The organism is Hippea sp. KM1 (assembly GCF_000526195.1).
Classification (GTDB): Bacteria; Campylobacterota_A; Desulfurellia; order Desulfurellales; family Hippeaceae; genus Hippea.
In genome coordinates, this window is record NZ_JAFP01000001.1 from 1655811 (window position 1) to 1668983 (window position 13173).

General features: G+C 44.7%; 14 protein-coding genes. 7 read left to right on the plus strand and 7 right to left on the minus strand.

Going from position 1 to position 13173, the window contains the following annotated elements; genetic code table 11:
- Positions 1 to 481: 481 nt before the first annotated feature.
- The gene (locus D891_RS0108545) at positions 482 to 2404 is read right to left on the minus strand and encodes an IGHMBP2 family helicase (protein ID WP_025270691.1); all 1923 of its coding nucleotides are present in this window, start codon (positions 2402 to 2404) and stop codon (positions 482 to 484) included.
- Between the two features lie 102 nt (positions 2405 to 2506).
- On the opposite strand from D891_RS0108545, the gene D891_RS0108550 reads away from it, so the two are divergent.
- The 7 genes from D891_RS0108550 to xseA are packed head-to-tail and all read left to right on the plus strand — an operon-like array spanning position 2507 to position 8210.
- Positions 2507 to 2953: an amino acid-binding protein gene (locus D891_RS0108550; protein WP_025270692.1), complete on the plus strand. Its 447-nt coding sequence runs from the start codon at positions 2507 to 2509 to the stop codon at positions 2951 to 2953.
- Between the two features lie 8 nt (positions 2954 to 2961).
- Entirely contained in the window at positions 2962 to 4263 is a 1302-nt protein-coding gene (locus D891_RS0108555) for a phenylacetate--CoA ligase family protein (protein ID WP_029952185.1), read from the plus strand.
- A gap of 11 nt (positions 4264 to 4274) precedes the next feature.
- A complete protein-coding gene (locus D891_RS0108560; protein WP_025270694.1) occupies positions 4275 to 4754 on the plus strand; it encodes an HIT family protein in 480 nt (159 codons plus the stop codon).
- Positions 4751 to 5041: a LapA family protein gene (locus tag D891_RS0108565; protein ID WP_025270695.1), complete on the plus strand. Its 291-nt coding sequence runs from the start codon at positions 4751 to 4753 to the stop codon at positions 5039 to 5041. The genes D891_RS0108560 and D891_RS0108565 overlap by 4 nt, the downstream gene beginning before the upstream one ends.
- 4 nt (positions 5042 to 5045) lie before the next feature.
- Entirely contained in the window at positions 5046 to 6185 is a 1140-nt protein-coding gene (locus D891_RS0108570) for a tetratricopeptide repeat protein (RefSeq protein WP_025270696.1), read from the plus strand.
- Positions 6185 to 6754, plus strand: a complete 570-nt coding sequence (gene ruvA / locus D891_RS0108575; RefSeq protein WP_025270697.1) for a Holliday junction branch migration protein RuvA — start codon at positions 6185 to 6187, stop codon at positions 6752 to 6754. Before D891_RS0108570 ends, ruvA begins: the two co-directional genes overlap by 1 nt.
- A complete protein-coding gene (xseA, locus tag D891_RS0108580) occupies positions 6744 to 8210 on the plus strand; it encodes an exodeoxyribonuclease VII large subunit (RefSeq protein WP_025270698.1) in 1467 nt (488 codons plus the stop codon). Before ruvA ends, xseA begins: the two co-directional genes overlap by 11 nt.
- A 34-nt stretch (positions 8211 to 8244) precedes the next feature.
- Here xseA and D891_RS0108585 read toward each other — a convergent pair whose 3' ends face one another.
- The 6 genes from D891_RS0108585 to D891_RS0108610 form a co-directional block, all read right to left on the minus strand.
- Positions 8245 to 8967: a succinate dehydrogenase iron-sulfur subunit gene (locus tag D891_RS0108585; RefSeq protein WP_025270699.1), complete on the minus strand. Its 723-nt coding sequence runs from the start codon at positions 8965 to 8967 to the stop codon at positions 8245 to 8247.
- Positions 8968 to 8985: 18 nt separating this feature from the next.
- Positions 8986 to 10800 carry a succinate dehydrogenase flavoprotein subunit gene (sdhA, locus tag D891_RS0108590; RefSeq protein WP_025270700.1) on the minus strand — a complete coding sequence of 605 codons (1815 nt, stop codon included), beginning with the start codon at positions 10798 to 10800 and terminating at the stop codon, positions 8986 to 8988.
- A gap of 20 nt (positions 10801 to 10820) precedes the next feature.
- The gene (gene sdhD / locus D891_RS0108595; protein ID WP_025270701.1) at positions 10821 to 11192 is read right to left on the minus strand and encodes a succinate dehydrogenase, hydrophobic membrane anchor protein; all 372 of its coding nucleotides are present in this window, start codon (positions 11190 to 11192) and stop codon (positions 10821 to 10823) included.
- Between the two features lie 17 nt (positions 11193 to 11209).
- The gene (gene sdhC, locus D891_RS09625; RefSeq protein ID WP_025270702.1) at positions 11210 to 11587 is read right to left on the minus strand and encodes a succinate dehydrogenase, cytochrome b556 subunit; all 378 of its coding nucleotides are present in this window, start codon (positions 11585 to 11587) and stop codon (positions 11210 to 11212) included.
- A gap of 155 nt (positions 11588 to 11742) precedes the next feature.
- Complete coding sequence (locus D891_RS0108605; RefSeq protein ID WP_025270703.1) at positions 11743 to 12309, minus strand: Fe-S-containing hydro-lyase; 567 nt, start codon at positions 12307 to 12309, stop codon at positions 11743 to 11745.
- Positions 12310 to 12320: 11 nt separating this feature from the next.
- Positions 12321 to 13169 carry a fumarate hydratase gene (locus D891_RS0108610; protein ID WP_025270704.1) on the minus strand — a complete coding sequence of 283 codons (849 nt, stop codon included), beginning with the start codon at positions 13167 to 13169 and terminating at the stop codon, positions 12321 to 12323.
- Between the last annotated feature and the right edge of the window lie 4 nt (positions 13170 to 13173).

Sequence of the window (13173 nt, forward strand, 5' to 3'; positions counted from 1 at the left end):
CTATACCGCCCCGCTTGTCAAGTCAATTCTTCTCATTTCCCTTCTCCCTATCTCCTTAACCCTCAGTTAATAGGATTACCACACATACTTCTGAGGTAACTATGTTTTTCTTTGTTTCTGATATATACCCGTATACCTCAAAAAGCGCCTTATACCCAATAGCAGAGTGTAATCTTTTGCTATTCTTATCCGCCATGTTCTTTAACAAACACATCTCTTTCGGCTAACATAATAGACGATAGGGTCTGTGTTATCAGCTCTTTTATGAGGTCTGGCAGGATACTTTTCAGTTTTATCATTTAAAACCTCATCCTTAAGGATTGGGTGTTGGATTGCACAAGATATTGTACGCTATCGTGTAAGCTCATTTATTATGGAGAAAAAGGCTCTATATCCAAGGAGTTTTTTGATGCAACATTGGGGCTTTTAAAAAAATCATCCAAGTCTTATGGGTATCCATTGTGCGTATGCCTGATACAGGCTAAATAAGATCCGGGGTAATCTCTCTAAAATCGCCTTCTTGTGCAATATAGTCAATTAGTTTAGCATAGATCCGCTGGGATGTGAGCGTTCTTGCATCGCCGACTATTATAAGCTTCCTCTTTGCTCTGGTTATGGCCACATTGAGCCTTCTTTTATCCCTCAAAAAACCTATCTCCTCGTTGTCATTTGCCCTAACCAGGCTTAAAATAATCACCTCTTTCTCCCTGCCCTGAAAGCCGTCTATAGATTTTATCTCTATAGAGTCGATCATCCTTTTCATGTATTCCTCATGATCCTTATACGGCGTAATAACGCCTATATCCTCATGTTTGACACCCAAAGATAAAAGCTCATCAACAAGCCTCTTTACAAACTCAGCCTCCAGCGGGTTGTATTTGGAATAGCTCCCCTTCTTATTGGCCTCTAAAAACCTGCCCCGCGTATCGAAGAAAACTATAGGCGTATCATAACCCACAAACCCGTTTATATCGGCTATATCGGATAGCTTTATATCCTTTACGCTTTCGTGGGACCTGACAAGGCAGTCGTAGAATTCACAGCTTGAGAACTTACATATCTTATCGTTCATGCGATATTGAATGCGCAGGGTGTAGCTTGCATTAAACAGGTTTTCAAATCTCTCAAAAAGCGTGTAAGAGAGCCTTTTTGCATCGGATAGTATGGTTGGGGGAAGCTGTTTGTGATCCCCGGCCATAACAACACGCCTTGATTTAACCATCGGTATCAAGGCAGAGGGCTCAATACATTGAGCCGCCTCATCCAAAAACAACATATCAAACTTAAAATCCTCTAAAAACTCGCTGCCGGCACCGGAGTTTGTTGTAAAGATAACCTCGGCATCCTTAAGTTTCTCATAGACGATTTTTTTCAATATGGCCTCTTTCTGCTCATGGAGCATAACTATCTTGTTGTTTAGCTCAATCCAGCCGGCCATCTTTTTGATTTTGGAGCTTTTAAGCCCCCGTTTACCCCTATCCTGGGCTGCAAGCGTCAATATCTCATCGTTGGTAAGCCCCCTTCTCTGCGACGGTGTCGGTTTTTGATAGTTCTTATCCCTGACCCTCTTGAATTCATCAATCCTATCTATCATGCGTTGAACCTCTAAGTATCGGGGGTCCTCACGAATCAGCGTATCTATAGAAAAGCCCAATAATTCATCATCTATCTTTGCAGGGTGGCCTATTCTTACAACCCTTCTATCCTTCAACTTCTCAAGCATATTGTCTATGGCAACATTGCTGTCTGCACTAACCAGAATCCTGCCCTTACCTATGTTCTTCCTTACAACTTCAGCAAGCGTCGTTGTCTTTCCCGTGCCGGGCGGCCCATGGATCAAGAAAAGCTCAGAATTTAGGGCAAACCTCAAGGCCTCATTCTGGCTCTCATTGAGTTTATCAGATTCCTCATTGCTGTGGACAACCTCGGGTTGCCTTTTGCCCAAAATAATCTCAGGGTCAAACTCCGAATTCTCTATGTTCTCTATCGCCTGCTTCATACGCTTGAAAGTTATATCGCTAACAAACAGGTCTATCCTGTAGAGTTTGGACTTAAACAACCTCTCCTTTGTCATAACCTCGATATAGTGCCTGCTTGTTGCACTAACCGTGGCCTCCAAAGCTGCCTTAAGCGGTTCACCCTTTGACACCAACACTATATCGCCCACCTTTATCTGGTGATCCTTGGCCTCGGCAAAAGAGAACCTGTAAACAAGAAAATCCAAAAACCTGCCCAAGAGCTTACCCTTGCAGTTAAGCAGTGCCCTGCCCCTTGACTGTCTCTGTTTGCCCGTAAGATGCCTTATCTCGTTTAGGTGAAACTCCTTTTCGGCCTTTCTTTCTCTCTCTATGAGGGATAGGAAGTAGTGTTTGTAATCATCGAAACTCTCAAAAGCGCTGCTCACGGCAGAAGGATACCAAAAATTACATTTTATACAAGCTTTTTTCGTTGAATAGATAAAGGTTAATGGTTATACTTAATTGAAGTTAACTATGAGGGGGATGAGATGGACACAGCCAAATACAAGATTCCTCAGATAAGCGTCTTTATAGAAAACAAAAAAGGCAGGTTTTATAGCGTAACACGAGTCCTAAAGGAGGCAGGTGTAAACATAAGGGCCATGAGCTTGGCCGATACAATGGATTTTGGTATCTTGAGGTTTGTTGTTGACAAACCCGATAAAGCCTATGATGCTCTGGTTGATGCAAACTTTATAGTAAAGAAAAACGATGTTATGGCCATAGCCATAAAGGACGAATGCGGAGGGTTAAGCGAATTGTTAAAAACCATAAGCGATTTAGACCTAAATGTTGAATACATGTACACATTCGTAAACGCTTTGGAGAACAAGGCTGTAATGCTGTTTAGATTCGAGGATATAGATGAGGCCATAGAAAGCCTGCACAAGGCGGGCGCTGAACTCTTAAGCGAGCAATTCTTTAAGGAGATTTAGGGGGAGTGATGTTCTGGGAAAAGGATAGGGAAACCCTGGATAGAGACAAGCTAAAACAACTCCAAATAGAGCTATTAAGGGAAAAAATAGACTATGCATACAAAAACTCGCCGTTCTATCGCAAGAAATTCGACGAATTCGGCATAACAAAGGAATCTATACAGAGCATTGAAGATATCCAGAAACTGCCATTTACAACAAAAACGGACTTTAGAGACAACTATCCCTTTGGCCTGCTGGCAAGGCCCATGAAGGAGATCATAAGAATCCACTCATCAAGCGGCACAACAGGCAAACCCACCGTCGTGGCATATACAAAAAAGGACTTAGAGACCTGGAGCAATCTGGTTGCAAGGATAGCAACCGCAGCGGGCGTAAACGATGAGGATGTGGTTCAAATAGCCTTTGGTTACGGTCTTTTTACCGGTGGATTCGGGCTTCATTATGGACTTGAGAAGGTGGGCGCTGCAATAATACCTGCCTCAAGCGGAAACACCAAGCGCCAGGTAATGATAATGAAGGATTTTGAGGCCACGGTGCTTGTCTGCACACCGAGTTATGCACTATACATAGGAGAGGTAGCAAGAAAACTGGGGCTTGACCCAAAGGAGGATCTAAAGCTAAGAATCGGCATGTTCGGTGCAGAGCCGTGGAGTGAAAAGATGCGCAGCAAGATAGAGGAATCCCTAAACCTAAAGGCCTATGATAATTACGGACTCAGTGAGATAATAGGCCCAGGTGTGGCGGGTGAGTGCGAGGCTCAGGACGGTATGCACATAGCAGAAGACCATTTTATCGTTGAGATCATCAATCCAGAAACCAATGAACCGGCAAAGGAGGGGGAATACGGTGAGCTTGTCATAACAACACTAACAAAAGAAGCCCTCCCGGTTTTTAGATACAGGACAAGGGACATAACAAAGGTAAAAACCGACACCTGCTCCTGCGGCAGGAGCTTTGCAAGAATGGAAAAACCCATAGGCAGAACGGACGACATGCTCATAATAAGGGGCGTCAATGTCTTCCCCAGCCAGATAGAAGAGGTATTGTTCAACATAGACGGCATATCACCGCACTATCAAATCATAGTGGATAGGGTTGGGGCTCTGGATAGGGTAACCGTCATGGTCGAGGCCAATGCAAACCTGTTCTTCGATGAGATGAAGAAGCAGAAACAGCTATTGGATAGGATAAATGCGGAATTAAAAACCACGCTCGGCCTCGATGTTGAGGTAAAATTAGTTGAGCCAAACTCCATCCAAAGGAGTGAGGGTAAGGCCAAAAGGGTCATAGACAAAAGGACATTTTAGGGTGTAATGCGATGGAAAGATTGTGGGCTCCGTGGAGGATTGGGTATATCCTCTCCGATAAGAAGGAAGATGGGTGTGTATTCTGCAACGCCTTAAAGGCCAATAACGATGAGGAGAGGCTGGTTCTTTACAGGGCAGAGTTCTCCTTCATCATTATGAACCTCTATCCATACAACGCAGGCCATCTAATGGTTGTGCCAAACAGGCACATAGACAGTCCACTCAAGCTAACAAAACAGGAACAGGCTGAGATGTTTGAGCTTGTAAACAAGGGCATCGAGGCTATAAACAGGATAATGAACCCCGATGGATTCAACCTGGGCATGAACCTGGGCAAATCAGCCGGTGCAGGAATAGATGATCATATACACATACACATAGTCCCAAGATGGAACGGCGACACAAACTTCATGTCAACCGTATCGGACACAAAGGTAATTTCCGAGGCATTGAGGGAAACATACAAGAAACTGAAAGAGGTTATAAGATGAATATACTGCGCATAATCCTGACGGTGCTGATTCTCGTTGTTTTAGGTCTATTTGTGGTTTACAATACACAAAGCGTGAATGTCAGCTATTTAGGTATAAAATTCGAGAACATGCCACTCTGGCTGGTTGTGTTTATCTCTGTATTTACAGGCATACTCATAGGGTGGTTTTTTATGTTTGTCGATGAGCTATCCATAAAAAGGGAGCTCAAAAGAAGGGAGAAGGAGATAAAATCGCTCAAGGAAGAGATAGCCCAACTAAGACAGCTAACCATAACAAAAGAGTAAAACCATGAATGCAAGCAACCTGCTTTCCAATATAACGGGTCAGGATATAGCCATACTGTTTATAGTATTTCTGCTTGGCATATTGGTTTCCTATCTATGGATGTTAGGCAAACAGAAAAAGGAAAACATAGACAAGAAGAAGTTGGAAAGCTATATGAAGGGAATCAATTACATCATAGAAGACGAAACAGACAAGGCCATAAAGGAGCTTACAGACACGGCCAAGTTAGACCCCGATATGATAGACATCTATCTCAGCATAGGAAACCTATTTAGGAAAAAGGGCGAGATAAACAGGGCTTTGATAATACACAAAAGCCTCCTTGCCAGGGCCAACTTAGAGAAGGACAAGAAGATGGATATATACCTGAACATAGGCATAGATTACAAAAAGGCCGGCCTGTATGATAGGGCTAAAAAATACTTCAAGGACGCACTCTCCATAGATCCCAAAAACAACCAGGCCAAGAGGCTGCTCTATGAGGTATACGAGGATTCAAAGGACTGGGAAAACGCCCTGATATGGCACAAGAGGTTTGATGGCGTTGACAAACACACCGTCGCCCACTTATACACCGAATTGGGCAAGGACAACCTGAAGGAGGGCAAGACCGAGGAAGCAAAGAAGAACTTTGAAAGGGCGTTGAAGGAGTATAAAAACTGCATAGATGCCCTGTTGCATTTAGGCGATATATACTTCCAATACGGCAAGATCGAGAAGGCCTATCAGTTATGGGAAAGGGTCTGTCTAATACAACCGCAGTTCTGCAATCTGGCCCTAAACAGGATACAGGACGATTCCGTTTTAACAGAAAAGCTGATAAATCTTTTGATGCACTACCCCGACAATCCCTACATACTCTTCTTTGCAGCAGAATCCTTCCTAAAGCTTCAGCAAAAGAAGAAGGCGTCGTCTTTGTATAAAGCGCTTCTCAAGAAGGGAATAAAAAGCCCGTTCATACTAAAGAGGCTTTCGGAGATAGAAACAGAAAAAACACCCGGTTTTTTAAAGATATTTACAACCCAAAACATAACATACCCCATCAGATACACCTGCACAAACTGCGGGCATTCTGCCGGCAAGTTGTTTTTCAGGTGTCCAAAGTGCAAAAGCTGGGATAAGATCAGGGTGGACATTGTCTGATGCTTGAGGCGGTTAGAGGAACCTTAATCGACAAGGCCAACCTAAAGGCCGTGGTCGATGTAGGCGGGCTGATGCTGGATATATCCATACCGCTTTCCACCTTCAATAAATTGCCCGAGGTTGGCAGGGAATGCATGCTGTTCTGTGAAGTTGTAATAGGAGAAAAGAACATCAAGCTATACGGTTTTGCAACAAAAGAGGAGAAGGAACTGTTCAACAGCCTCCGCAAAATCTCAAAGATAGGTGCTCAAACGGCCATATCCATCCTATCCAACATCTCCATTGACCAATTCTACAAGGCCATCGAGGAACAAAACAAGGAACTCCTTACAAAGATACCAGGTGTTGGTAAGAAAACGGCTCTATCCATCATCGTTGAGCTATCATCAAAGATACCCCAAACACAAAACCCGCCCATTGTTGAGGATGCCATAGCAACCCTGCAGGGTCTGGGTTTTTCTTACTCCGAGGCATCAAAAACCGTAAACGAGATATACAAAAGCAATGCAAACATGACCATAGAAGAACTCATAAAGGAGTCGCTAAAGCACATAAAGCATGTCGGCTAAAAAATACACGGTAAGCCAAATCACCAATCTCATAAAGGAGATCGTTGAGGGTAACTTTTACAATATATGGGTGATAGGCGAGGTTGACTCGGCGCGGCTTTCCAGCACCGGACATCTATATTTCAACCTCAAGGAAGGGGATAAGGCCTCCATAAAATGCCTTCTATTTAAAGGCACACTAAGAAAGCTCAACACCATACCCAAAGACGGCACAAAGATTCAGGCCTTCGGCTCACTGAGCATATATCCCCCAAGCGGTGAGTACAGACTAATCGTGGAATACTTCCAGGATGCCGGCATTGGCGATAAATACGCAGAATTTCAGAAGGCAAAAGAAGAGCTAAAGGCCAAGGGTTATTTCTCAAGGAAAAGACCCATACCATACAACCCCAAAAGGGTGGTTCTTCTGACAAGCACAACGGGTGCTGCGGTAAGAGACATCATAAACATCATAAAGCGGAGGGGCTTTGATATAGAGCTTCTAATATACCCCATAACCGTTCAGGGTGAGTCTGCAAAAAGTAGCATTCTCTCGGCAATAAAGCAGATAAACGCCATAGAAGAAAACATTGATGTCGTTGTTATCTCAAGGGGCGGTGGCTCCTCAGAAGACCTGTGGGTATTCAACGATAAAGAGATAGCAGAAAACCTGTTTCATACGAAGTTTCCAACAATAAGCGCCATAGGACATCAGATAGACATAACCCTATGCGATATGGTCGCAGACTTGAGGGTCGAAACCCCCTCGGCTGCAGCCGAGGTCTTAACAAACTGGCAGTTTAAGGCCAAAGAAAACCTCCGCAACCTAACACAGATGCTCAATGCATCAATTCACCATACCATCAAGACAAAGAGGGAAAAGCTAAAGACCTTCTCCACGAGGGGCTTCTATCTAAGGGTTAACGGACTCATCGCCAACCACACCATGCACATAGACAGGATTGCAGAGAGGATATCCTCGGATCTAACCCGTCTTTTAAAAACCAAAGAAAAAAGGCTTTTGCTCTTTAAAGAAACAATCAAAGAAAACAGCCCCTCTGAAAAGGTAAAGCTTGCAAAACAGAACCTAAAACACCTAAAGGCGGTTCTTCCACAAAGGCTAAGCGCATTGATTCAAAAAAAGACAAACCTCTTAAATAGCTATTCAAAACTCATAGCCCAGCGCAACCCACAAGAAAGGGTTAACCTCTTAAACCAAAGGGTCAATTTCCTTTATCAGATAACCAACAACCACTATAAACAGCTGCTAAACCGCAAAAGAAACTCCGTTGAGTTCTATGAATCAAAATTAAAAAACCTAAGCCCCCTGAATATATTGAAAAGGGGGTATTCTACAACGCTTGATCAAAACAACAAACCCATAGTATCAATCAAGGATATAAAAAAGGGGCAGCAGATTACAACCCTGCTTGGCAAGGGAAGGATAGTATCAACTATCGATAGGCTTTTTGAATAAAAAAGGAGGGGACAACCCCTCCCGATTAAAGCTATTAGTATTTCCTCTTGAGGATCTCTTTCTGCAATGCTGCAATGGCCTTTGTTGGGTTGAGCTCCTTCGGACAGGCGTGGATACAGTTCAAGATTGTATGACATCTCCAAACGCCGTGGATGTTGTTTACGATATCCAATCTCTCGTCGGAGCCGTCATCCCTGCTGTCCAAAACGAACCTTGCAGCATTAAGCAATGCAGAAGGTCCTAAATAGTCTGGATCTGCCCAGTAGGACGGACAGGAGCTTGAACAACAACCGCACAAAATACACTCATAGAGCCCATCCAGCTTAGCCCTATCCTCGGGGCTCTGCAGCCTCTCCCTTCCTGGAGGTGGAACCTTCTCAATCAGGTAAGGCTTCACAGCGTAATACTTATTGAAGAAGTCATCGAAGTCGCAAACAAGATCCTTAACAACAGGAAAACCGGGCAACGGTTTTATAACCAAAACATCGGAATTATAATCCTCTATATGGGCCATACAGGATACGGTGTTCATACCGTTTATGTTCATACCGTCGGATCCGCAGACACCCTCACGGCAGCTCCTTCTATAGCTCAAGGTAGGATCCTGCTCCCACTTGATCTGGTTCAAGCCATCCAGCACCATCATACCCTTTCTGGTGATGGTAACCTCGAAATCCTGATAGTAAGGAGCTTTATCCTTCTCGGGGTCATATCTAAAAATCTTGAAAATTACTTTATCTCCAACATTTAATGCCATTATTTACCCTCCTTACCTTTAGTAAACCCTCTTCTTGGGTTCGAATGTCGGTGCTGTCCTTCCCTTCAATCTAACCGGTTTATAATCGAATCTGACTTCGCCGTTCTCATCCAGGTAGGCAAGTGTATGTTTCAACCAGTTCTTATCATCCCTCTCAGGATAATCCTCTCTGTAATGTCCGCCCCTACTCTCTGTCCTGTTCAATGCTGCCATTGTCTCGATCTTAGAGAGTGTCAACAGGGAGCGCAACTCGAAGTATTCGATCAGCTCACTGTTGAAGTGGAGGCTCTTATCCTTTACACCCATCCTCTGGAACTTCTCCTGCAGCTCATCAAGTATCTTCAACTCTTCCTTCATGCCCTCTTCAATCCTGAAGACCGACATGTTGTGCTGCATCGAATCCCTCAATGGATATAATATATCCTTATACTTCAGATCGCCACCGTCTTTATCGAAGAGCTCTTTTATCTTCTCGACCGTCTCTTTACCGAACTTCTCTGCCCAGAAGTCCTCTGCTGGCAATGGAGCAGGTGCATTCTCCTCAATTATATACCTTGCAGCTGACTGACCTGCCTGTTTTCCTGTAACAACAAGGTCAATCAACGAGTTTGTTCCAAGCCTGTTTGCACCGTGCAACGACTGGCAAGCGCACTCACCAGCTGCATAGAAGCCAGGTACAGGAACATCCTTCTCACCATCCCAGATAACAACCTCACCGTTGATATTCGTTGGTATTCCTGCCATCTGATAGTGAGCAGTAGGCTCAACAGGGATGGGCTCTTTTGTACAATCAACACCGACGAATTTATATGCAAGCTCCCAGATTCCCGGCAATTTCTGCATAATAAAGTCTTTACCCAGATGGTCAAGCTTAAGCAGTATGTGATCCTTCTTCGGACCTACGCCCCTGCCTTCTCTAACCTCCATAGCCATAGCCCTGGAAACGACATCGCGGGATGCCAGATCCAGAACATGTGGGGCGTATTTCTTCATGAACCTTTCACCGTTTGAGTTGAGCAGGTATCCACCCTCACCCCTAACACCTTCTGTAATCAGGTTTCCAACGCCATAGATGCCTGTTGGGTGGAACTGTATAAACTCAGGATCCTCAAGCGGAATACCGGCCTTAAGCGCCATATATAGACCATCACCGGTATTGATGTGAGCGTTTGTGTTGGTCCTGAAGTTCCTCAAGCTTCCGCCTGTGGCAAATATAACGGCCTTTGCGAAGAACGCATAGAGATGGCCGTTAACCATATCCCATGCCAGAACACCAAAAACCTTACCCGTCTCTGGGTTTCTAAACAGCTCAAGTGCAAGATACTCAGAGTAATAGCTCACATACGGAGCGATATCGGGCCTCAATGTCCTCTCAAAGAGGGCATGCAACATAGCATGTCCGGACCTATCTGCAATGGCGCAGCTTCTGTGGGCTATCGACTCACCGAAGTTCCTTGTCTGACCACCAAAGGCCCTCTGGTAAATCGTTCCGTCTTCGTTCCTTGAGAAGGGAACACCCCAATGCTCAAGCTCGTATATTGCCAAAGGAGCGTTCTTAACGAACTCCTCTATAGCGTCCTGATCGCCCAAATAGTCAGAACCCTTAACCGTATCATACATGTGCCAGATCCAGTAATCCTCATCCATGTTGGCAATAGCGGCAGCAATTCCACCCTGGGCTGAAACCGTGTGCGACCTTGTTGGGAAGACCTCGGATATTACAGCGGTTTTAAGTTTAGCCAGACCTGTCTGAACAGCTGCAGCCAAACCGGCACCACCAGCACCAACAACGACAACATCAAAGACTTCGTATCTATACTTAATATCAGCCATTACCCAAAACCTCCTTATTTTTATCCTTTAAACGGCAAAATCGTTATGGCAGCTAAAACTAAATAGAGTATGCCAACTACCCAGAAGAAGCCCTTCCAGAATACCCTCCAACCGGAGTGAACATAATCCTCAATATTCATGAAGATTCCGTTGATTCCGTGATAAAGGGCAAATACAACGAATGTCAAATCAAACACCTTCCACAAAGGAGAGGCAAGTCTTGCAGCAACATGCTGATAATCTATGGGACCGCCAACAAAGTGCTCTATGAAGAAGTGTCCCAACAAAAGAACCAACAAAGCGACACCAGATACCCTCTGAAGCAACCAGCTTAGATCGCCACCCTTACCGCTTCCTTGATACCTATCTATGAAACCTCTCATGTACTCCATTTATCAAACCTCCTTAATTACAGCTTCATAAGCATAGGAATAGCGCCAGCTACAAACACGATGGCAAAGATTACCCAGAAAATCCATACATTACCCTGGTAATTCTCCCTCTCGGCAGCTCCAGCAAAGTTAACCAACACAACCCTTAAACCGTTAATAGCATGATACGAAGCAACAAGCCACAAACCAACCTCTAACAGTTTGAATACAGGATTCTCCAAAGCTGCCATAGCCTTAGTGAAACCCTGAGGATTCTGAAGCGTTGAGATTACCCATTCATGCAAGAACAGATAAAGGATCAACAAAAGACCGGTAATCCTGTGGAAAATCCAGGCCACAAAACCCTCATGCCACTTATAAGAAATATGATGTGGACGACCTCTATACCAATCCATAGCCCTCCTCGGCTGCACTCTTAGTGCAACCTCTGACCTCCTTTCCAAAAATTTTTTCTCTAAATATCACAAGCCTAACTATTTGTCAAGACTTAGTAAAATTAAGGGACAGCTGCTAAAAATTAACACCAGCTGCCCCTTTATGGCTTAATTAATTAACCCACACTATATTTATTTGCCCACTCCTTCTTGGCCATCTCATACAGGTCGTTGCCGTGTGCATCATAGCAGACAAACAGCGGCATATCCTCGACAACGAGCTTCCTTACAGCCTCAGGTCCAAGCTCAGGATATGCGATAATCTCTGCCTCCTTAACAGCGCTTCCAACAACAGCTGCCGCACCACCTATAGAGACAAAATAACAAGCCTTATACTGGATGCAGGCCTGCTTAACCTCATCGCTCATCTTACCCTTGCCGATCATGCCCTTCTGACCCAAGGAGATGAGCCTTGGTGCAAATGGATTCATCCTATAGCTGGTCGTTGGGCCGGCAGAACCTATGGGTTTACCCGGTCTTGCAGGAGAAGGCCCAACATAGTAAATCACCTGGCCCTTTATATCAAAAGGCAGCTCTTTACCCTCATCCAAAGCCTTAACCATCCTCATGTGGGCGGCATCCCTTGCCGTATACAAAACACCAGATAGGTATACCTTATCACCGGCCTTTAACTGGATTATATCCTCATCGGTTAAAGGTGTCTTTAATCTATACTCTGCCATACCTGACTCCTTTAAAGCTCTATTTCTTTGTGCCTGTTAACATGGCAAGCTATGTTGATACCCAAAGGCAGCGTGGCTATGTGGCAAGGCTCCATTTCGATATGAACACCTAAACAGGTGGTCAAACCGCCAAGACCGGCAGGACCTATACCGGAGTTGTTGACCTTCTCCAAGATCTCCTGCTCCATCTCGGCCAATACAGGATCATCGCTGGGCTTGCCCACCTTTCTCAATGTGGCATGCTTAGCCATTACTGCAGCCCTTTCAAAATCACCGCCTATACCCACACCCACTATAACCGGTGGGCATGGATTGGGCCCTGCCTGTATAACCCAATCGACAACGGTCTGGATTATTCCATCCCTTCCGTCGGCCGGTTTTAGCATCTGAACCTTACTCATAGACTCACTGCCGCCACCCTTGGCATCGAAGATGATCTTCACCTTGTTGCCAGGCACAACAAATGTGTGGATAACAGCCGGCAGGTTATTGCCGTAATTCTCCCTGGTGAGCGGATGGCAGGTGGACTTCCTCAAATATCCATCCTTATAAGCCCTTTCAACACCCTTGTTTATGGCATCAACAACATAGCCGTCTGTAAAATGGACATCCTGACCAACCTCTAAGAATATAACAGCCAAGCCTGTATCCTGACAGAGCGGAAACTCCTCCTTCGAGGAGACCTCTATGTTCTGAAAGATCGTCTCAAGCACCTGTTTTGCCACAGGGGACTTTTCCTTCTCGTAAGCCTTCTTCTCAGCCTCCAAAACATCCTCAGGTATATGATAGGCCGCCTCTAAGGCGAGCTTATAGACGGCCTCTTCAACATCCTTTACGCTTACATTTCTTACTTCAGCCATTTTG